We start from the raw sequence: 21,091 nt of genomic DNA, 5'->3' as shown, positions 1-21,091 counted from the left end.
ATCGAAATATTAGTTCACTAAAGTAAAGGCATCGTGGTAGCGGATCTCAGCAGCGACACGCTTCATATCTTCATCCACCATCATATGAATCAGCTCATGGAAGCCGACTTCCAGCTTCCAGTCCAGCTTGGTTTGGGCCTTGGAGGAATCGCCCAGCAGCAGGTCGACCTCGGCCGGACGGACAAATTCAGGATCGATCACCACATACTGCTCATAATCAAGTCCGGCATACGAAAAGGCCACCTGAAGCAGCTCGCGGACCGTATGCATTTCACCTGTCGAAATAACATAATCATCCGGCTCCTCCTGCTGGAGCATCAGCCACATCGCCTTGACATAATCTCCGGCAAAGCCCCAATCCCGCAGGGAATCCAGATTGCCCATCCGCAGCTCGTTTTGCAGCCCATGCTTGATACGGGCAACAGCGTCGGTCACCTTGCGGGTGACAAACTCCAGTCCGCGTCTTGGCGATTCATGATTGAACAGAATCCCCGAGCAGGCGAACATGTCAAAGCTCTCCCGGTAATTGACGGTAATCCAGTGGCCGTACACCTTAGCTACACCATAAGGGCTGCGCGGATAAAAAGGGGTAGTCTCCCGCTGCGGGGTTTCTACGACCTTCCCGAACATCTCACTGCTTGAGGCCTGATAGAATCTGGCCGTCGGCTTCACAATCTTGACCGCCTCCAGCATATTGGTAACGGAAACGGCGGTGATCTGACTCGTCAGCAATGGCTGCGGCCACGATGCGGCTACGAACGACTGCGCCCCCAGGTTGTATACCTCATCCGGGTCAGCGATTCTCACCGCTTCAATCAGGGAAGCCAAATCGGTCAAATCTCCGGAAATCCAATGAATGCGATCTTTAATAGAGTACACATTTTCATAGTTGGGCGTGCTCGTTCTTCTCCGCAGTCCGAATACTTCATAATCCTTGGAGAGAAGAAATTCCGCCAGATAGGACCCGTCTTGCCCTGTAACGCCCGTAATTAAAGCTCTCTTCATTGATGAATTCCCCCGCATCATTATTTTTCCACAGCATACGTATGTTGAAAATCAGCGTACACATCGTGCAGCCCGTCTTCGAGCCCAATTCTTGCTTTCCATCCAAGGGCATTGATTCTGGATACATCCACCAGCTTCCTTGGGGTACCGTCCGCAACGGATGTGTTGAATGTGATTTCCCCTTCGTAGCCGGTAACCTTTTTAATCAGCAGTGCAAGGTCTTTGATCGCAATGTCATCACCTACACCGATGTTCACGATATCATTGCCCTCATAGTGCTCCATCAGATAGAGACAGGCTTCGGCCAGATCATCCGCATGCAGGAATTCACGTTTCGGATTGCCGGTGCCCCACACTTCCACCGACGGGCTGCCCTGTTCCTTGGCTTCATGGAATTTGCGCAGCAGCGCAGGCAGCACATGGGACGAATACAGATCAAAATTGTCATTCGGCCCGTAAATGTTTGTCGGCATCACAGAAATGAACCGGGTGCCGTACTGCCTGTTATAGGACTGGCACATGTTGATGCCGGCAATTTTGGCCACTGCGTAGGGCGCATTGGTCGGCTCCAGCTCTCCGGTCAGCAGATATTCTTCTTTTAGCGGCTGCGGAGCCAGCTTTGGATAAATGCAGGTTGATCCCAGAAACATCAGCTTGCTCACCCCGTTACGGTAAGCCGCATCAATGACATGGGTCTGAATGAGCAGATTGTCACGGATAAATTCCGCAGGTTGTTCGTTGTTAGCTGCAATCCCACCCACTTTGGCCGCAGCAAGGAATACATACTCAATCTCCTGATCCTCAAAAAAACGGTCCACCTCAGCGCCGTTGCGCAAATCCAGTTCTGTTCTGGAACGGAGGACAAGATTATGAAAGCCCTGTTTCTCAAGTGCGCGGACGATGGCCGAACCGACCAGACCGCGATGCCCAGCTACATATATTCTCGAATGGCGATCCATACGCTTCACCCCGTTATAAATGATTTAGAATGCATTTTTCGATCTCACGAGCTGCCAGGCCGTCATAAACATAATCTTGAGATCCAGGCCCAGCGTTCTCTGCTCAATGTAGAGCAGATCGAGCTCCACCATTTGCTTAAAATTCAGTCCGCTCCGCCCGCTCACCTGCCAAAGCCCTGTACATCCCGGTGTGACCGATAGACGAAGCCGGTCGTATTCCGAGTACTTCTCCACTTCCCGTGGAAGCGACGGCCTTGGGCCGACAAGCGACATATCACCCTTAAGCACATTTACCAGCTGGGGAAGCTCATCAATGCTTGTTCTGCGGATAAATCTGCCTACCCGGGTCACCCGCGGATCATTTCTCATTTTGAACATGGGGCCGCTCATTTCATTTTGGTTCAACAGGTTCGGCAGAAGCGCTTCCGCATCGGCAATCATCGAGCGGAATTTGTAAATCCGGAACAAACGTCCTGCCTTCCCGACCCTGGTTTGCCCGAAAAACACAGAACCGCGGGGATCTTCCAGCTTGATAACCAGCGCAAGAATAAGGAAAAGGGGGGACAGCACAAGGAGTGCCGCCGCAGATGCCGCAATGTCAAAGACCCGTTTATTAAATAGATATAATGTCTCCGGCTTGCCTCCGGCACGCCTTACTGCCGGATAGTACCTTTTAGCATACAGGGCAGCTTCCTCTTCTCTTTGACTGGAAGGTATCATCTATTATTCACCTCTTGACTTTGCATACGTACTGGTGTGTTCTCTATCCACAATTTCCCCGAGAGCACTTAACAGTTCATGCCTCAGATCCTGTCTTCTCAAGGCAAAATCAATCGTGGTCAGAATAAACCCGAGCTTCTCGCCCACATCGTACCGTACTCCATGGAAGTCATAGGCATATACGCCCTGCTCTGTATTGAGCCTTTGAATGGCATCCGTTAACTGAATTTCACCGCCTGCTCCGGTCTCCTGGCTCTCCAGGAAATCAAAGATGTCCGGCGTAAGCACATACCGTCCCATAATCGCCAGATTCGAAGGCGCCTGGCCTAGAGCCGGCTTTTCCACAAAACGGTCCACCTCGTACAGCCGCCCTCTGGCCCGCAGCGGATCTACAATACCGTAACGGTTCGTTTGATCGGCAGGTACCGTCTGGACGCCAATGACTGATCTCCCAAGACTTTCGTACTGTTCAATCAGTTGTCTGGTGCACGGAACGTCGCTTTGCACAATATCGTCTCCCAGCAGCACGGCAAACGGCTCATCTCCGATAAAGTTGCGCGCACACCATACGGCATGCCCCAGCCCCTTGGCTTCCTTCTGCCGGATATAGTGAAGAGTCACCTGGGAGGAACGCCGTACCTCTTCCAGCAGCTCCAGCTTCCCTTTCTCAAACAAGGTATGCTCAAGCTCAAACGCGATATCGAAATGATCCTCTATGGCGCGTTTTCCTTTGCCGGTAACGATGATAATGTCCTCAATGCCCGCAGCAATCGCCTCTTCCACGATATATTGAATGGTCGGCTTGTCTACGATCGGAAGCATTTCCTTCGGCATTGCTTTGGTAGCGGGAAGAAACCTGGTTCCAAGCCCAGCTGCTGGAATAATAGCCTTTCTTACCTTTTTCATCCCGAACACATCCCTTGTTTCTTTATTGACGAACTGAATTCTTGCAATAAGCGGGCATTTAACCCTTCCTCACGTCACACCCTTGACGATTAACGTCTAAGGTATCAGCACCCACAGCATGACCGAGTGTCTCCAGTGATATAGGTACAGGAGGCATTACCTTTGATCCTGCGAAAAATGCAGGCAATGATATACGGAATCTCAGCGTTTGTCCGCTGTTGCTGCCGCACCAACAGTTGGCGGGGCACATATGCTAATGAAGGTTGACGTCTGCCGTTCCAAAGAGGACTGGCCTCCCTCTCATGGTTCTCACTGAGAATAAATGTTTAATAATTTAAAAAAAGTTATTCATATCGCGACCAAATAAGTAAAAAAAATATTCCTTGCCTAATCTCTATCAAGTGGAAACGGCTTTGCCGTCCTTTTTAAGGACGGTACCGTTTCAGCTAGAAATAGAAGGATAAGTTATCGTGTGAAACATATAAATTCTTATATTTTTAAAAAGCGCTTATCCCATTTCCTTTCATGTTCCCTTTCATTCTTCACATATTCTGACATCGAATGATTATCGTCATATATTATTCATTAGGAGTATTTGTCAAAATTATTATATTCATTTAGAATAACTTTGTAAACAATTAATGTTTTCTTCGGAAAAAAAGTTTTTCAAAGTTACTCATAAACCATTTCATTAAGGAGAGGGATTCATGATGCGCTGGAAAATAGCTTTGCCCCTGGTTGCCGTCCTTACTGCAGCTCTGGCTGTGGGACTCATTTGGAATAAGGCTCCGGAGAAAGCCTGGAGCAGCGATACGGGCGCAGGAAGTGTTCAGGCTTTTGCCATTCCGATGTTCAATGTGAAGGATTACGGGGCCGTAGGGGACGGAGTCACCAATGATACGGCGAGTATCGCCAAGGCTGTAAAGGCTGCGCAGAATTCGGGGGGCGGCACGATTTATTTCGACAGAGGGACTTATCTAATCAACTCAATTCATATCCCTGAAAATATATCCGTTCTAGGTGCAGGCAGAAGAGATGCTACCTTGATCCGCAATGATAACAAGGATGAAGCCGCCTTGCGCCTGCTCGGCAAACAGAGTGTTCAAGGCATCGGGATTAAAGCCCGCATTGGCATTATGCCGAACGGGGACGACATCAACATTATCGACGTCAGATTCGAATGCAGCGTTCAAGGGATTCAGAATGCGGTAACAGTCAACCGGCTAACTGTATTTAACAGCCTGTTCGAAAATTCCGGCTATGGCATTCTGTCGAATATAAATCCGAGCTACGAGGTTAAGATCCTGAATACCCGGTTTGTGAATATCAAAGGAGACGGGATTGAAATCAATGCTCCAAGCCGTGACTGGGTCATCGAGAACTGTGTATTTGATACCAACACCAGCCCTTCCCGCTGGGCGGGATTTGGAGTAGGCGTTGCCTTGTCCGCAAAAAACATTGTCATCAAAAACTCCAGCTTTATTCATATCCGGGGACAAGGTGTTCATGTTGAAGATTATGCGGAGGTAACGATTGTCAATTCAATCTTTAAAAACAACGGCTCCGCCAATTATACCGGTGATCCCAAAGCGGATATCGCGGTATTGTCGAACGCAAAGGTGAAAGTGTACAATAGCAAATTTATGGCCTCTACCGTTGGATACAGCAAATTGGCTATTTATAATACTGATTTGCCTGTGGGGGGAACAATCACCGTATACAATTCCACGTTCCAGAGCAAAACCGTAAGCAAACAGGTGACCACTGTTAATTCTATATTTCTCCCTTGAAAATAGAACACTCTTAAAGTACCGAGGGATGTGCGGGGGAGTTTCCCAAGCGGGTTGGCGGCTGGAAAAGGGATGGATGTTCGTTCAGTTATGTTTATGGTATAATATCCAAAAATGATTCAATACGAATTACGCCTATATCCAATCATGTTGGAACCCGCAATTGGAGGCATGCAGATGTTTGCTAAACGGTTGAAACAGCTACGAAAAACAAGAAAATTCTCAATGCAGGAGGTTGCTGAAGCGGTTGGCGTCGCCAAAAGTACGTATGCCGGGTATGAATCCGGATACCGTCAGCCTACCCTTGAAAATACTCAACTGATTGCCAAGAAGCTTCATACTACCTCAGATTATCTCATCGGCCTTACCGATAACCCCGACCCCATGGAAATCACGAACAATGCCAGAGAGATCCTTAACCAGCATCAGCTGCATTGGGACGGCGTTCCTTTGGAAGAGCAGGATTTGGAGCTTGTGCGCATGCTGCTGGAGCGGGTAGTTCAGAACAGGGCGGCCGCCGGTTCTGGCGACAATGGTCAACAATGAATCAATATCCATCATAATCACGGCGGTTCCGCTAGTTAAGGGAGCTGTCGTGATTATTTTTTATTCCTGCTCCTCTTGCAATTCTTATGTATACTTCTCTAGTCTGCTGAATACATTTCAACATATTCCTCTGCAGCCTAGTCAAAAACGAGTAAAATGAGTCAAAAGTACTTAAAATATTAGTTTTATCACCGACACATAGTGACATTCTTTTTTTTGAAATAGTAGTAAAGTAGGCTTACATGAATTACCTAATTTTAGATATTCGCGGAGGAGCTTAGTTGATGAGATTAGAATTTTCTATTCGCAGCTTGCTAAACCAGTTAGGAATGAAGCACGAAGGCACAATAGACCTAAAAGAAAGCTTCCACGCGTTGTATAAACACGGACATATCTCCGAAAGTGAATTCATAAATCTTTGCCGCAATTTCGATAAGAACGGAACAGGGCAGTCCTCGGTTTCCTTATAAATTTCTTATAACTTCAGCCCTCATCAGTTCTCTTAAAAATGCGGCCAGCCCAATCCCAGCTTCTCTATTCTCTTGAAAAAATCTGCAGCTCCTGAATGGACCAGTAATTTCCTCCCGAGCCGGTCTGCAGAATCCTGATGTACCGCGCATTCACCTTGGCAAACTCTATCTTGGTCTTCTCCAGCTTCCCTTTTCCGGAAGCTATGCGCTTCCAATTGCTGGCGTCATCCGATACATAAAGCTCATATCCCCGTGGATAATCATAAGAAGATAATGTGTAATCCATTTCCACCGCTTCTATACTATGTTCCTTCCCGAGATCGACCTGCAAATACTCTCCGGAGGCTTGATGTTTACCCGTATCCCAGCGTGTGCGCCGGTCTCCGTCAATCGCATTTCCGGGATAGGACGCCTCGGTATTGACGTTGGAGGATACCTTCCACTGCGAACGGTCCAAAGGAACCAGCCCTGTTGCTGTAATCTGTGTCTTCTCCGACATGACGCTGGAACCAGGTACCCTAACCGCGTACGTATATAATGTTCCTTCCTGCAGCTTGCTGTCGGTGTATTCCGTATCCTTTATCCCCGTTGCGATAACCTTCAGGTCTGTGCCTGAGCCGTCGGCCCGGAGCACTTCATAGCTTGCTCCAGGGGCCTCCAGCCAGTTCAATTTTACGGACAAACCTTTGACTGCAGCAGCTTTAAAACTCTGCGGTGCAGTATCCGCCACCTCGGAGGATGGCTGCAGGATATACTGCACCGCTTCGCCCGGAGCTAAAGTCTCGGTAAACTCCAGTACAGGTGTAGCGCTTTTGCCGGATACATAGCTGCGTGCCGCCTCGTATGAATCACCGCTGCCGAACCGTTCACCTTCATACACAGTTTTCTTCGGCATGTTTATTTTCACATGAACCGTCTGCGGTGTATCCTCAAAGTTGACGAAATTGACCAGCACCTTGTTGGAGGTGGCTTTGCTTCCGGGTTGAGGCTCAAGTGTTGAGGTATCTACAGCTCGTACATATAACAGCTTGTCGGCTAGTTCATCCTTATTGGTGATTTCATAACTTAATGGAGCTCCGTGGGTAGCGTAAGCCAGGCTGAGCCTTCTCATAATGCTGACCCGGGAATCCTCGCCCTCTTTGGTATAGTAGATCTCTGTTTTGGCCGGATCATGCTCTTCCAGATTGAATCCGTATTTGAACAGACTGAAATTCTTGAAGAAGGCGGCATGCTGGATGAACATATCCGCGTAGCCGATATGACCGCGCATAATCCGGTCGAAGACCGCCGATGTCCGTTCAGCCGCCCCGTATTGGTAGGCATCTACATGTGTGTCTGAAGTACCGAACTCCGTCGTCAGCATTTTTTTGCCGAGGCCGTCCGCAGTTCCGCCAAAGGTTTTCAGATTCTCGGTAAAGCTTCCTCCATGGCTGAAAATATAGGATTCACCATAAGAATGTCCATTCGTTAAATCCGTCACTTCCTCCAGCTCGTTGCGTTGCTCCGAATCACGTTCCCAACCGTCCGGATCGCCGCACTGTTTAAGTGTGCCTTTCTGGTTGCCGCAGGAATCCGTACTATAACTCGGCCAATAGGCCCAACCCGGTGCCACGGTTTGCAGATGGGAAGCTATAGTTTTGCCTTTCTCGTTCAGCCAGTTGGCAATCGCCAGGTTCACTGCCTTCGAACGATTGAACAGACCGGGTTCATTGTCCACCTCATAATATTGGAAGTACGGGCTGTACTTCTGGAAATAATCAGTCAGTTTCTTCTCGGCGTCATCCGGCAGTGAGCCATCCGCCTTAAGCTTAATATCACCGGTATACAAATACAGCGCAACGGCCTGCATGTTGTAATCCTTGAGCACCTTGTAGTACTCCTCCATATTCGAACAGGAGCGGCCGACATCGCTGGCACAGCTGGTTCGCATAATATTGCCGCTGTAAGCTACTCCAAGCCATTTCATAATATAAGGCAGATGCGTAACTGCACCTTCGTCAAAATAAAATTGCTTGTTGTTCACCATGGTGCCCGTCAGTGTGTAGCTGCCATGAATCGGCTCCTTGATTGGGGCATTCAGCGACTCCAGGCTGAGGTCATCCCAGGTCCACCAGTTGTACTTATCCTCCAAATCGGAGGAATAGATCCCGCGGGCCGCCTGCAGCTTTAGTTCGTTGGTTCCGGCCACCAGCTGCTCTTTCGGGATATATAGCTCATACGTTTTGCGGAACGTATATTTGCTGTCTGTACCGGCAACACCAGCAATCTGGATAATCCCCGACAGCTGCTGGTTGGAGAATACGCTCATTTGCGGAATGGATTTATAGGCATCTATGATGCTTACGCGAAATAAGACCCCGTTGACCGGGATCTTATCCAGCTTATACATAATCCTCAGCTCAGGATTAGTGTCGCCTCTAAGACCGGAGGGCACACTTTGGAGCTCCGCAGTCTTGGCCGAAACGGAGGCAACCTTAAATGCCTCCTTAGCGGCCGAAGAGCCGGCAGCCGCAAATTCACCAGCTGTTCCGTCGTGCTTGCCCAGTTGCCACAGCACAGTTCCGTCCGGCAATGCGGGTCCTGCATCTTTCGCTGCGGACAATTTGGACATGTCAACCTCCACCTCGGCCCTCTTCGTCCCGTCATCTCCGAAGATAGAAACAGACAATAGAAACAAGAGGGTTAAAGCTGCGAATTTTAACAGTAGATGTAGAGGTTTATTCTTGTTCTTCTTAGTTCTAGTCCTCATTCCTTGTCCTCGCTTTCTTCCGGGGTGCCTGCCTCACAATGACTTATTGCTTTCATTTCATTATTTTGAAGTCAACGCGCCTTTGGGAATAACCGCCTGCTTCTGGCTTGGGCTCTTCCACATAAGGCGAATACTGGCATCTCCACTGTTCTCGTAATATTCAACCTTGATGTCATACGAGCTTCCCGCTTCCAGGACCATGCTTCCCTCACGGCTGACACCGCTTTGCTTCTTCCAGCTGTCGATGATCAGTTTGCCGTCGATCCATACACGTATCCCATCATCCGAGGAGGCTATGAAATTATATTTCTCATTGTAAACCGGCTTGATTTTGCCGCTCCAGCGCACCGAGAAAGCATCCTTGCCAATTCCTGAAGACGGTGAATCTCCATGCCAGTTGAAGTCGATCTTATTGTCGTTGCGGACCAGGACGGCTTTGCCCGACAGCTCCATATTATTGAAATATTCTCCCGTCAATCCGGTTCGGGATACCGGGGCCGGGTTATTGTTTTTACCGACCAGCGTTAATTTATAATCATCCCGCGACACGGTATAATCATCGCTCATAAAGCTCTTAATCTGCTCGAGGTTATTTTTCTCGGTCAGCATTTTTCCCCATGTCATGGTATATACCCATTTACTCTGCGTTCGGGACAATATGAGCGGGTCTGGCAGTTCTCCGCTTTCACCGATCCCGATCGGCTTGCCGTCGGCCAGCTTCAGCAGCTTCTCATAATAAGACTGTCTATAGTCATTGTTATAAATATCCGCCGCCAGAACGTCAACCTTCCCGGCACCCGGATAATATGGCTCATAGCCATCCGACCACTCATTAGGCGCATTCGGATTCCATACCCACAGGAGGTTATCCAGCTTGTGAACATTCACCAGACGGTTATACATAATGTCCCAAAGTTCGGTGAAGTTGTCCTTCTGCCCCCACCAGAACCAGTTGCCGTTCATCTCATGATAAGGGCGCCATAACACAGGCACTCCCGCATCGCGCAGGTCTCCCAAATATTCGGCTACCTCATCAAGCTCAGCGATCAGGTTCTTATACTGCGGGGTGCCCGGCGTAACATAAGCATCAAAATCCTCTTGGCTCAGGCTCATATGCACATTAGCCCATTCCGGGGAGGTGCCCGGCAAATTCTGATGGAAGGTCATCGCCACAATTCCGCCGCCCTGGTGCCATTTGATCGCACTCTTCACGACATTCTGGCGCTGCTTCACGATGGTGCCCTCCGGCTGGTTGTTAATCGCTCCCAGCTCATAACCATGCAATACGGCATATTGTCCGCTTGCATGCTTCAGCTTATTGTTGAATTCATCCGGGGTCTCCAAATAGTCATGCTGGCCGGATATCATTCCCTTGCCTCCAAGATCAACCAGATAGCTGAGCAGATCGGCAGCCTCCTCCGAAGCTGAGGGATTGATGGGAGTGATGGCAGCAGCAGGTGTAACTATCGTCCGGGGAACCGGAAGACTCCTCGCTTCTGACCAGGGCAGCAGGGAAAATATTAATATAAGAGGTAAAATCGTATTAAACAGGCGGTACTTGCGGTAAGTGTTCAAATCGTAATCTCCTTTCTCCAGCGAAATGCCGCCACGGCACACAGGATGAGTTCCCTATGCAGGTTCATACATCCCGAGGCCAAATGGGGGCTATAGCTTAGTAGCCCTGCTGATAAGCAGGGCCACTAAGAGTGGACTTTAGGAATTATAATTGTAACGTCTTAACCAGCACCCGCCGGTGAATACAGAAGCTAACCAGTCGCTCTGCTTAGGAAGCGGAAGGAAGAAACAGGGCGCTCGCAGGAACAGTACCCTTTACTTGGCTTGGGCTATCCCACATTAGACGCGCTCTGGCATCCCCTTGATTCTCGTAATACTCCACTTTAATATCATATAGCTGCCCGGCATTCAGGCTGATGCTTCCCATGCGTTCGGTTCCACTCTGTTTCATCCAGCTGTCAATCACAAGACTGTCATTGACCCAAACGCGGATGCCGTCATCTGAAGTAGTATAGATTGTGTACATTTCACTGTAGAGCGGCTTAATCTTGCCGCTCCAGCGTACGGAGAAGAAATCGATGCCGATTGCAGCATCCGGAGTGCCTAGACGCCAATTGAAATCAAGAATGGCGTCGTTACGTACAAGTGCCGGAGTGCCTGACAGCAGCATATTATTGAAATATTCTGCCTTTAGCCCATTCTCAGCAGGTGCTGCTGTCGGTGTTGGCACCGGTATTGGTGCTGGTGTTGGCGTTGGTGCTGCTGTTGGTGTTGGTGTTGGCGCCGACGTCGGTGTTGCCGTTGTCACCGGTGTTGGCGTTGGTGCTGCTGTTGGCACCGGTGTTGGTGCAAGCGTCGGTGTTACCGTTGGCGCCGACGCAGGTGTCGGCGTTGCTGTTGCCGTTGCGGCTGGTGCTGCTGTCGCCGCTAAAGCCGGTTTTGCAACCAGGCTGGGTGTACTGTCCTCCAGGCTGGCAGCAGCTGCCCCGGCATTCACAAACAATGCGCTGGCCGGAACCGTCCCTTTGACTTGGCTTTGACTTTGCCACATTAAGCGGATATTCGCATCGCCGGCATTCTCGTAATACTCGACCTTGATGTCGTACAACTGACCGCCTGTTAAAGCGATGCTTCCGGTACGCTCGGCTCCGCTCTGTTTCATCCAGCTGTCAATGACAGCTTTACCGTTAATATAAACGCGGATACCGTCATCCGAAGTGGTGGAAATCTGATAAGTCTCACTATACGTTGGCTTGATTTGACCGGTCCAGCGGACGGAGAAGGAATCTACACCGATTGAAGGATCCGGCGAACCCTGGCGCCAGTTAATGTTAAGCAATGCATCGTTGCGCACCAAGGCGGGCGTACCGGAAAGCGTCATATTTTTGAAGTACTCTCCCTTAAGTCCGCTCACCACAGGCGCTTCCACTGAATCATTAGAGTCAGGCGTTGGCATTGCCGTCGGCTTCGACGTTGCTGTTGGCGTTGGTGTCGGTGTTGCCGTTGGCGTTGCTGTCGGTGTTGCCGTCGGCTTCGGCGTTGGAGTTGCCGTTGGTGTTGGTGTCGGTGTTGCCGTCGGCGCAGCGGCTGGTGCACTCCAACTCTTATATTTATCCCGGGTCAGTGTATAGCTATCGCTCATGAAACTCTTAATCGTAGTTGTGCTGTTTTTCTCATAGAGCATTTTTCCCCAGTTCATCATGAAAACGAAATTTTTCTGGGAGAGCTTCAGTTTGGCCGTGCTGGGCATCTCACCGTTCTCACCAATACCTATCGGTTTACCGGCAGCCAGACTAAGCAAACTATCATAATACTTATTCATATAGTCGTTATCATATATATCTGCTGCAAGAACATCCACTTTGCTTGCTCCCGGATAGGTCAGCGCATAAGGATCGGACCAGGCATTCGGTGCATTGGGGTTCCATACCCACAACAGATTGTTTAATTGATGAACGTTCACGAAACGGTCATACATAATATTCCACAGTTCAGCAAAATTACTTTTCTTCCCCCACCAGAACCAGTTGCCGTTCATTTCATGATAAGGTCTCCAAAGTACAGGAACTCCCGCATCCCGCAAGCTTTTGAGCGACACCGCCACTTTATCCAGATCCGTGATCAGGCTGGCGTATTCTGTCGTGCCCGGCGTTACATACCTGTTAAATTCCGCTTGGGTGAGCGGCTTCTGCACATTGGACCAGAGGTAAGCCGTCCCGGGCAGATTCTGATGAAAGGTCATTGTGACAATGCCGCCGTTCTTGTACCAGTTGATCGCGCTGTTCACCACATTCTTGCGCTGCGAAGCAGCCGTACTCTCCGACTGGCCGCTAATTACGCCAAGCTCATATCCGTGAAGAGCAGCATGTTCTCCGCTTGTTCCCTTCAACTTGTTGCTGAATTCATCCGGGCTCTCCAAATAATCGTGCTGTCCAGTGATAATCCCTTTTCCGGTAATGGAATAGAGGTTACTAAGCAGCTTGACAGCTTCGGCTGAAGCGTCCGGATTAACCGGCACTCCTGTGCTTGATGAGGCTTCTGCGGATGAAGGCGACAGCCCTAATCCTAAAGGCACTGCGGTGAACAATATGGCAAGAGACAGCAAGGTGGACAGCAGACGAGACTTACGGTAAGTTTTCAAAATTATCTTCCTTTCGGTAGCCAGGCTGCCACTCTTGCGAAGGCCCTATGGCTTTGCGTCCCTATCTTTCGATTAGGTTTGCCTTTGTCGTTTTGGAAGGATTTATCCCTCTTACCGTAAGTATCGTCCCTATGAAGTTTTTATTTAGAGCATTAATAAAAATAAACTAATAAATGGTTCTAAATGCCTGTTTTAGATTTGCAACAATTGGTTAAATAGATTATTTAGGCCTAAGAGATAAACTGTTGCAAAGCTATATCTTCCCAATCCAAGGTGATGCGGATGTTATCCTCTTCTACCAGTTCCGAACCGGTCTGTACCTCGATAAACTCTACATCCGTCAGCGCAAGGATCGCATGTTTGGTGCCTTCCGGTATACGCACCACATCTCCTGCCTTCACATTATGCATCTTCTCATTAATCACAATGCTTGCTTCACCGCTGACAAATGTCCAGATTTCACTGCGCTTATGGTGCAGCTGGTAACTGATATTTTTACCCTCTTCGATAAAAATCCGTTTGGTCAGCACTTCATTTCCCTCATCGTATTTCACATAATCAATGACTTTGTAATGGCCCCAGCGGCGTTCTTCGTACATCGGTCTTTGTTCAAAAGACTTCAGCACTTCCTTGATTCTCGGACTCTCCGCTTTATGGGTAACCAAAATCCCGTCCGGGCTGGCAGCGATAATCAGATCCTTCGCGCCGATCACCGTAATCGGAATATCCAGCTCATTAATCAGGCATGTGCCTTCGGAATCGGCCGTCACGAACCCTTTGCCCACATGGTTGCTGTTCATTTCTTCGGTCAGCGTGTTCCAGGTGCCCAGATCCTTCCAGAATCCGGCATAAGGCTGAACTACGATTTTCTCCTCTTTTTCCACCACTTCATAGTCAAAGCTGATGGAAGCAAGCAGTTTGTACTGCTTCTGCAGTTCCTCATAGTTCAGCGGCAATCCCTTGCGCTGCAGAATATCAAGCAGATAGCCCAAGCGGAACGCGAACACGCCGCAGTTCCAGAGGGCATTCCGGCTGATCAGTTCCTCGGCCTGCTCACGGTCAGGTTTCTCCTGGAAGTGGCTTACCTGCAGATAACCGCTTGCTCCCGCCTCTGCGCTGGTAGGAATGATATATCCGTATTTTTCTGAAGCATGCTCGGGTACTACACCCATCAGCGCCAGGTTCGCTCCGCTCTCCTGCATCGTTTGCTCAAGCTGCACTACTGTATCGAAGAAGGCGGCTTCCACATAAGGATCGACCGGCAGGATGGCCACGGTCTCGCTTGGCGAAACGCCTTCCATGGAATACAGGTAGGCTGCTGTCAGGGCAATCGCCGGAAACGTATCGCGGCGTTCCGGCTCAACGATGATAGGTACCTCGCTGCCAAGCTGGCTTTGAATCATTTCCACCTGACTGCGGCCGGTAGCCAGATAAGCCGAACCCGACATATTAGCTTCCTCCAGCTGCCGCCATACCCGTTGCACCATGGATTCTGGTTCACCCGTCGGGCTCTCAAGTACCTTCAGAAATTGCTTCGAACGTGAATCGTTGGACAATGGCCAGAGACGTTTTCCTGAACCGCCTGATAGAAGTACCAGTTTCATATGGAACCCTCCTCATTATGTGTGACGCGAAAATATCGGATTGTTATTGTGAGCTGCAGTTCGGCTAATGCAAAAGACAGACTGCTTCGGGCAGCACTGCAGGCTGCGCAAGAATTCTAACAGCTTGGGCTGTTATTAGAGTCACTGCAAGGAATGTTTGGACTTTCGGCCGCTGTTGTCTGCAGATTTCATGATTTATACCGCTGTTCGCGGTGGAAATCCGCAGACAAAGGCGGACGCATTCGCTCCTACAGTTCCAAAATTCCTCTCCGTTCCATTCCATAACAGCTTACCGGTTAAGAACTCTTGCCGGGCCAAGCGTTCTGAAAGCATCACACCTTTCGCTTGCTTCACCCGCAGGCGAAGCTCTCTGCTAAAGATCCGGCATTGCCGCCTGGTTGGCGGCAGGTAAGAGCGAAGTGCTTTACAGAGCTGGGAACTTAGCAGAGCAAGCTTAAGGCTTAGATCGCGCCAGCCACACTGGCCGAATACCCGCTCAGTCCGCCCATTTGCGGGCGTCCGACGGAATGGTACTCCAGGCCGGTGCCTTCGATCTGCTCCTTGGAGTAGACGTTGCGGCCGTCGATCAGAACCTGGCGGCGCATACTGCCCGCCAAGCGATGCAGGTCGATATCCTTGAACTGGCTCCAGTCGGTCAGCAGGCATACGGCATCGCTGCCTTCTGCCGCTTCTTCCGGCAGGCCGCACCAGCGGAGCTGCGGATGATCGTATTGCATTTTGAAGTTATCGGCGGCAATAGGATCATAGAGCTTCACTGTAGCTCCCTCCGCTACCAGCGCTTCGACGATTTCCCGGGCAGGAGCCTCGCGTACATCATCGGTGTTCGGCTTGAAGGCCAACCCCCAAATTCCGATAACCGCGCCGCGCAGGCTGCCGAGCGACTCATGAAGTTTGGAAATAATCATAAACCGTTGCCCTTTATTCACCTCAACCACCGATTTCAGCAGCTTGAACTCATAGTCCACGTTGCCGGCGATCTGGATCAGCGCATTGGTATCTTTCGGGAAACAGGAGCCTCCATAACCGATTCCGGCCTGCAGGAAGCTTGAGCCGATTCTCCGGTCCATCCCCATGCCTTCCGCCACTTCGGTTACATCAGCTCCCACTTTTTCACAAATGTTGGCAATTTCGTTGATAAAGGAGATTTTGGTTGCCAGGAAAGCGTTCGATGCATATTTAATCATTTCCGCACTACGGATATCTGTTACGAAGATATTTTCAGTGAAGCCTTGATGAAGCTGGCGCATCGTTGGCTCCAAAAGCGGATTATCCAGACCAATCACAATCCGGTCAGGATGAAGCGTATCGCGGATCGCCGAGCCTTCACGCAGGAATTCGGGAGCGGAGACGATATCGAAGGGATGATTCGTGTGGGAAGCAATAAGATTGCGGATTTTCTCATTTGTGCCAACCGGTACGGTCGACTTGGTCATGATGATTTTATAGCCTTCCATCGCTTGCGCAATTTCTGTGGCTGCTCCCTCGATATACGTTAAATCTGCTTCGCCGCCCGGCAGGGAAGGCGTTCCTACAGCGAGGATGACGATATCAGAAAGGCGCACCGATTCCTGCAGATCTGCCGAAAAGGATAATCTGCCCTCACGGAGATTCATTTCGATCAGCGCCTCAATACCCGGCTCATAGATGGGGGATTCCATCCGGTTCAATTTATTGATTTTCTCCTCATCCTTATCGACGCAGATGACATGATTCCCGTTAAGTGTAAAACATACGCCAGATACAAGACCGACATAGCCGGTACCGATTACTGCCAGCTTCATATAATCATCCTCCTTTAAGAAAATTAACGTAGGCCTGTTCCACATACTGCTTGAACTGAACCATAAACGTCTGTTCATCGAATTTATGCGCATGCCCCATAATCTTGCTGATGTCCCACGCATAGGACTCCACTTCGTGGATAGCCTTCAGCAGATCATCCACTTCCTGATTCTGAAAGAATACGCCATTGACATAAGGGATTATGGTATCCAGCGCCCCTCCGGCCTGATAAGCAATGACCGGTCTTCCTGCAGCATTCGCCTCCAGGGGCGTAATTCCGAAATCTTCTTCTCCCGGAAAAATAAACGCCCGGCATTTCGACATCAGGCCAGTAACCTCTTCATCCTCCAGCCGGCCCAGAAAAGTGACATTATCTTTGGCCATTCCCTCCAGACGCTTACGGTCCGGCCCGTCGCCGACGATATAGAGCTTAAGGCCATTCCGGCTAAAAGCCTCCACTGCCAGGTCGATCCTTTTGTAGGATACAAGCCGGGAGACGATCAGGTAATAGTCGCCGATAGAGCTGGAACTGGTGAAGCGGGCTGTATTGATCGGCGGGAAGATCACATCGGCATCCCTATGGTAATAGTTCTGAATCCGCGTCTTCACTACGGAAGAGTTGGCCACGAACTGGTTTACATTTTTGGATGTCCGCTGATCCCAGGTCTTGAGCCGCTGCATATAGACCTTGAGCAGTCTTTTGAACAGTCCGGAATTCGATTGCCGCTCCATGTACGTGTCATAATCCCAGGCAAAGCGCATTGGCGTATGACAGTAGCATAGATGAAACGTGGATTCGGGAACCTTTATGCTTTTCATAAAAGCACTGCTGGAGCTCAGGACAATATCGTACCCGCTAAAGTCCAAATCACGAATGGCCATCGGATAAAGCGGCAGTACCCCTTTAAAATTGGCCTTCACTCCCGGGATCTTCTGCAGCCAGGAGGCCCGGATATCCGCATCTTTGAGGTTGTCGGTCAGGCGGCTTCCGTTAAAAACCGTCGTGAAGATCGGAGCCTCCGGATACATGTGGTGAAAGACCTCCACAACTCTTTCCGCTCCGCCCATTTGGATTAAGTAATCGTGCGCTATCGCAATTTTCATGTAAATCATCCTCAAAGTTTTATGGAGCAGCATCATCAAGTAGTGAATGCATGGAAGGAACGGTGCCCTTAAGCTTTAGCATTGTCCGGAAAAACAGCTCAGGTTGCGGCGAGCAATCCTTTGTAATAAGCGACGATGTCCTTGACCGTATTCTCGATGACAAAATGCTCTTTTACCCGCTTCATTCCACTTTCCGCCATCCTTCTTCGCTCTTCGGGATGGTTCAGCATCCAGGTGATGGAATCTGCAAGTACGACTGGGTCTCCAGGCTGGATCAGCAGTCCCGTTACACCGGGAACCACAATTTCTACCGGGCCGCCTTCATTGGAGGCGATTACCGGCAGTCCAGCCGCCATGCCTTCGACGATAACCTGGCCGAATGGCTCGGGGGTAATCGAAGTGTGAATCAGCAAATCAGCAGTTTTCATAAGGCCTTGTATGTCATCCACATGACCCAGCAGTTTGACGTTGGTAAGCCCATCCTGCTGCATCTTCTGAATTAATTCCTGTTTATATTCCTCTTCCCCGAACAAGGCATCACCGGCCAGCCAGAACTGGACACGGCTGTCGTCCTTGAACGCTTTGGCAGCCTCCAGCACGATATGCTGGCCTTTCCAGTGCGCCAGCCGGCCCACCAACAGGACGTTGAAATCCTTCTGGTCCCGTCTGCCGATGCTTTCACCGATTGCTTTGGCAAAAGCGGAGTAGACCACCAGTGTCTTCTTCGAGCGCGGCAGCTCCAGCGCATTCAGCGTGGAATGGGAATTGGCAATCACGCCATTGGGAAGCAGGCGTGACAGCAGCCGGATCGCCTTGGCGACAACCGGCTTCAGGTACGGGGCACCGATATGGTCCCGGATATGCCAGATCAGCGGCACTCCCGCTTTCTTCGCGGCAACTGCACCGTAGAAGGCAGATTTCAGGGAGTTGGTGTGCACACAATCCACCTTTTCCTGTTTGAGCAGAGGCGCCAGCTTGCGGCCGTAAGCCAGCAGCTTGAACGCCGCAGCCGGAGCGCCGAAATTGAAGGCATTTCTGCCGCGGCTGCGGATGCTCTCATCAAGCGGGATGATGCGGACGTCGATGCCTTTTTCCCGCAGACGTTCAGCCAGCGCCCCTTCTTCGGCCAGGATGACCAGCGGCTGAATCTCTTTGCCGATGTTGGTGAGAATGTTGAACAGTGCAACCTCTCCTCCGCTCCACTTGGCGGTGTGATCAATATAAGCGACTTTTAGCATCCTGCAGCCACACCCTTTCCCAATGTTTGAAGGAATACCGATTCCACTTGATCGCCCACATGCTGCCAGGTGTATTTCTCCAGCACATGGTTTCTGCATTCGTCACGGCCGGGAAGCAGCTTGCGGTTGCTGAGCATATGAATCATGCCCTCCGCCATATCATCACTGGTCGAACCCTTGAACAGCAGCTCCGGACGGAAGCCCTGCAGAATCTCTTTGTTGCCTCCGACCGGAGTAGCCATAACCGGAAGACCGGAAGCCAGTGCTTCAACGGTAATAAGTCCAAAGCCCTCGAGTGCCTGTGAAGGAACCACGAACATGTCAGCAGCCTGGTAGTACGAAGCCAGTTCATGATCGGGAATGTAGCCAAGCAGCCTGACTTTGTTACTGAGACCATAATCGGAGATTTTTTCTTCCAGCTCTCCGCGCAGCGGACCTTTGCCTCCGATCAGCAGAATCGCGTTCGGGAACCGCTCGGATACCTGCTTCCAGGCTTCCAAAAGCTGCAATAGCCCCATCCGGTTCATCAGCCGCCGGACCGTCAGTACCGTCGTTGCTCCCTCCGGCAAATTCAGCGTCCGGCGGACAGCCAGCCGGTTGCTGGCAGGGATGAACCGCTCCACATTGGCTGCACCCGGGATTACGATGATTTTGTGCAGCGGCACACCATGCAGACTGTGCAGCATGTCACGGAAATACTCGCTAAGTACAATGAACTGGTCGGCCAGCTTGTAGGCCTTGCGTTCAATAGATTTGGCAATCGTTGTTTTGACCCGGTGCTTAATGCCCTGGCCTTCGATCTTCATCTCTTCATTCCATGGGCCATGAAAAGTCATGACCACCGGAATCCCCCGCTTCTTCGCTTCCATCGCCGGCCCAACGCCGTAGGGTGCGAAGTGGGTATATAGAATATCAATGCGCCCGCTCCCGCTGCCCATCAAATCTGCTGCTTTACGCTGAAAGGCATCCTTACGCTTCCAGATCGTTTCCTTGGGATCTCCGGCGTTATGAATAATCAGTTCCTTCGAGGTGGATGGCGTCTCCTGACTGCAGATCAGCGCATGCACCTGGTTGCGTGAGGAGAGCTGCTCGCAAACGGATTTAAAATAAGTGTTAAGCCCGCCGGGCTGAAACGAAGGCCAACTGAGGCCTGTCGTCATAATGTTTAATCCGTCACTGTACGGCATAGCTTCTCTCCCCTTTCTTTTCTTTCTCGGCCTGCCCCTGTGCATTATGCTGGGCCAGCTTGCCGGAGCTGTTCAATTCGTAATGCTTGAAGCCGACCATGAATTCATACATCACCCAAAATACGGATACCGCGAACCCTGCAATGCCTTTCTTGAACAAACCATGCAGAAAATATTTCTGCAGGAACCGTGCCGGCGGCCGCAGCAGCAGATTTCTCAGCTTAAACGGCTTGCCGCTCGCATAAGCGCTCTGCGCTTCCAGGTCGGTGTATTTATTAAACCGGGTTACATGGTCATTGATGCTGCGGAAGCCCTGATGCCAAAGCGTTCCGTTCAAGCGAACCGTCCGTTCCTCCAACACCTCGGGCATTTCATGCACCAGGGAGTTGCGGATGCCGTACTCCTTGCGGTTGTACAGCCGCACCAGATATTCGCCCTTATCCAGCCATCTGCCCAGAAAATCACCGATCCGGTATAGCGAGTAAGCTACGCCCCGGTCCGTCAGCGCCGGCTTGCGCTCAAGAATATCCTTGGCCAGCTCATCGCTGACCACTTCATCGGTATCAATCAGGAAGACCCAATCATGGACGGCGCGTTCCACTCCGAATTCTCTTTGCTTCGCGTATCCGGGCCATGGGTTGACGTATACCCGGCAATCCAGGCTTTCGGCCAATTGCACCGTCCCGTCTTTGCTTCCTCCGTCGATTACAACCACCTCGTCGGCGAAAAGTCGGCAGGATTGAATTGCTTTGGATATTCGAATTTCGTCATCCTGAGCAATGATGACAGCAGATATCGGGTAACTCCCCGGGCCGCCAAGCACGCTTGTCACTGAATCCATGAAGGTTTCCTCC

Annotated in this window: 15 protein-coding genes and 1 riboswitch; of the genes, 2 read left to right on the top strand and 13 right to left on the bottom strand. The window is 50.4% G+C overall.

Features of this window, described 5'->3' with window-relative positions:
* Positions 1–9: 9 nt before the first annotated feature.
* From gmd to galU, 4 genes are read right to left on the bottom strand one after another with little or no spacing between them, the layout of a single operon-like run.
* A complete protein-coding gene (gmd, locus tag ACQ76X_RS12770) occupies positions 10–1,005 on the bottom strand; it encodes a GDP-mannose 4,6-dehydratase (protein WP_438494257.1) in 996 nt (331 codons plus the stop codon).
* A 20-nt stretch (positions 1,006–1,025) separates the two neighbouring features.
* Positions 1,026–1,964 carry a GDP-L-fucose synthase family protein gene (locus ACQ76X_RS12765; RefSeq protein WP_438494255.1) on the bottom strand — a complete coding sequence of 313 codons (939 nt, stop codon included), beginning with the start codon at positions 1,962–1,964 and terminating at the stop codon, positions 1,026–1,028.
* A gap of 24 nt (positions 1,965–1,988) precedes the next feature.
* Positions 1,989–2,684 carry a sugar transferase gene (locus tag ACQ76X_RS12760; protein WP_038586535.1) on the bottom strand — a complete coding sequence of 232 codons (696 nt, stop codon included), beginning with the start codon at positions 2,682–2,684 and terminating at the stop codon, positions 1,989–1,991.
* Positions 2,685–2,687: 3 nt separating this feature from the next.
* The gene (gene galU, locus ACQ76X_RS12755) at positions 2,688–3,590 is read right to left on the bottom strand and encodes a UTP--glucose-1-phosphate uridylyltransferase GalU (protein WP_438494253.1); all 903 of its coding nucleotides are present in this window, start codon (positions 3,588–3,590) and stop codon (positions 2,688–2,690) included.
* Positions 3,591–4,297: 707 nt separating this feature from the next.
* Here galU and ACQ76X_RS12750 point away from each other — a divergent pair.
* Both ACQ76X_RS12750 and ACQ76X_RS12745 read left to right on the top strand, forming a co-directional pair.
* Entirely contained in the window at positions 4,298–5,380 is a 1,083-nt protein-coding gene (locus ACQ76X_RS12750; protein WP_438494251.1) for a glycosyl hydrolase family 28-related protein, read from the top strand.
* 177 nt (positions 5,381–5,557) lie between these two features.
* On the top strand, positions 5,558–5,926 hold the full coding sequence (locus ACQ76X_RS12745; RefSeq protein ID WP_076109989.1) for a helix-turn-helix domain-containing protein: 369 nt from the start codon (positions 5,558–5,560) through the stop codon (positions 5,924–5,926).
* Positions 5,927–6,460: 534 nt separating this feature from the next.
* Here the strand turns inward: ACQ76X_RS12745 and ACQ76X_RS12740 are convergent.
* The 9 genes from ACQ76X_RS12740 to ACQ76X_RS12700 all read right to left on the bottom strand — a co-directional run bounded on the left by ACQ76X_RS12740 (position 6,461) and on the right by ACQ76X_RS12700 (position 21,078).
* Complete coding sequence (locus ACQ76X_RS12740; RefSeq protein ID WP_438494248.1) at positions 6,461–9,007, bottom strand: discoidin domain-containing protein; 2,547 nt, start codon at positions 9,005–9,007, stop codon at positions 6,461–6,463.
* Between the two features lie 198 nt (positions 9,008–9,205).
* A complete protein-coding gene (locus tag ACQ76X_RS12735) occupies positions 9,206–10,720 on the bottom strand; it encodes a glycosyl hydrolase (RefSeq protein ID WP_438494247.1) in 1,515 nt (504 codons plus the stop codon).
* A gap of 208 nt (positions 10,721–10,928) precedes the next feature.
* On the bottom strand, positions 10,929–13,301 hold the full coding sequence (locus ACQ76X_RS12730; protein WP_438494245.1) for a PA14 domain-containing protein: 2,373 nt from the start codon (positions 13,299–13,301) through the stop codon (positions 10,929–10,931).
* Between the two features lie 12 nt (positions 13,302–13,313).
* Positions 13,314–13,394: riboswitch (cyclic di-GMP riboswitch) on the bottom strand.
* A 137-nt stretch (positions 13,395–13,531) separates the two neighbouring features.
* Entirely contained in the window at positions 13,532–14,905 is a 1,374-nt protein-coding gene (locus ACQ76X_RS12725) for a sugar phosphate nucleotidyltransferase (RefSeq protein WP_341090052.1), read from the bottom strand.
* Positions 14,906–15,366: 461 nt separating this feature from the next.
* Positions 15,367–16,707 (bottom strand): UDP-glucose dehydrogenase family protein, encoded by a 1,341-nt coding sequence (locus tag ACQ76X_RS12720; RefSeq protein ID WP_038586516.1) that lies wholly within the window; start codon positions 16,705–16,707, stop codon positions 15,367–15,369.
* A 4-nt stretch (positions 16,708–16,711) separates the two neighbouring features.
* Positions 16,712–17,812, bottom strand: coding sequence for a glycosyltransferase (locus ACQ76X_RS12715; RefSeq protein WP_438494242.1), 1,101 nt, complete (start codon positions 17,810–17,812; stop codon positions 16,712–16,714).
* 98 nt (positions 17,813–17,910) lie between these two features.
* Positions 17,911–19,050 carry a glycosyltransferase family 4 protein gene (locus ACQ76X_RS12710; protein ID WP_438494240.1) on the bottom strand — a complete coding sequence of 380 codons (1,140 nt, stop codon included), beginning with the start codon at positions 19,048–19,050 and terminating at the stop codon, positions 17,911–17,913.
* Positions 19,044–20,237: a glycosyltransferase family 4 protein gene (locus tag ACQ76X_RS12705; RefSeq protein WP_438494238.1), complete on the bottom strand. Its 1,194-nt coding sequence runs from the start codon at positions 20,235–20,237 to the stop codon at positions 19,044–19,046. Before ACQ76X_RS12705 ends, ACQ76X_RS12710 begins: the two co-directional genes overlap by 7 nt.
* Positions 20,224–21,078, bottom strand: coding sequence for a glycosyltransferase family 2 protein (locus ACQ76X_RS12700; RefSeq protein WP_038586505.1), 855 nt, complete (start codon positions 21,076–21,078; stop codon positions 20,224–20,226). The genes ACQ76X_RS12705 and ACQ76X_RS12700 overlap by 14 nt, the downstream gene beginning before the upstream one ends.
* Between the last annotated feature and the right edge of the window lie 13 nt (positions 21,079–21,091).

Origin of the sequence: Paenibacillus sp. IHBB 3054, from assembly GCF_051594305.1 — a bacterium.
GTDB lineage: Bacteria > Bacillota > Bacilli > Paenibacillales > Paenibacillaceae > Paenibacillus_AQ.
Note: the sequence above shows the minus strand (reverse complement) of the source record. Positions and strands in the feature narration are given on the sequence as shown.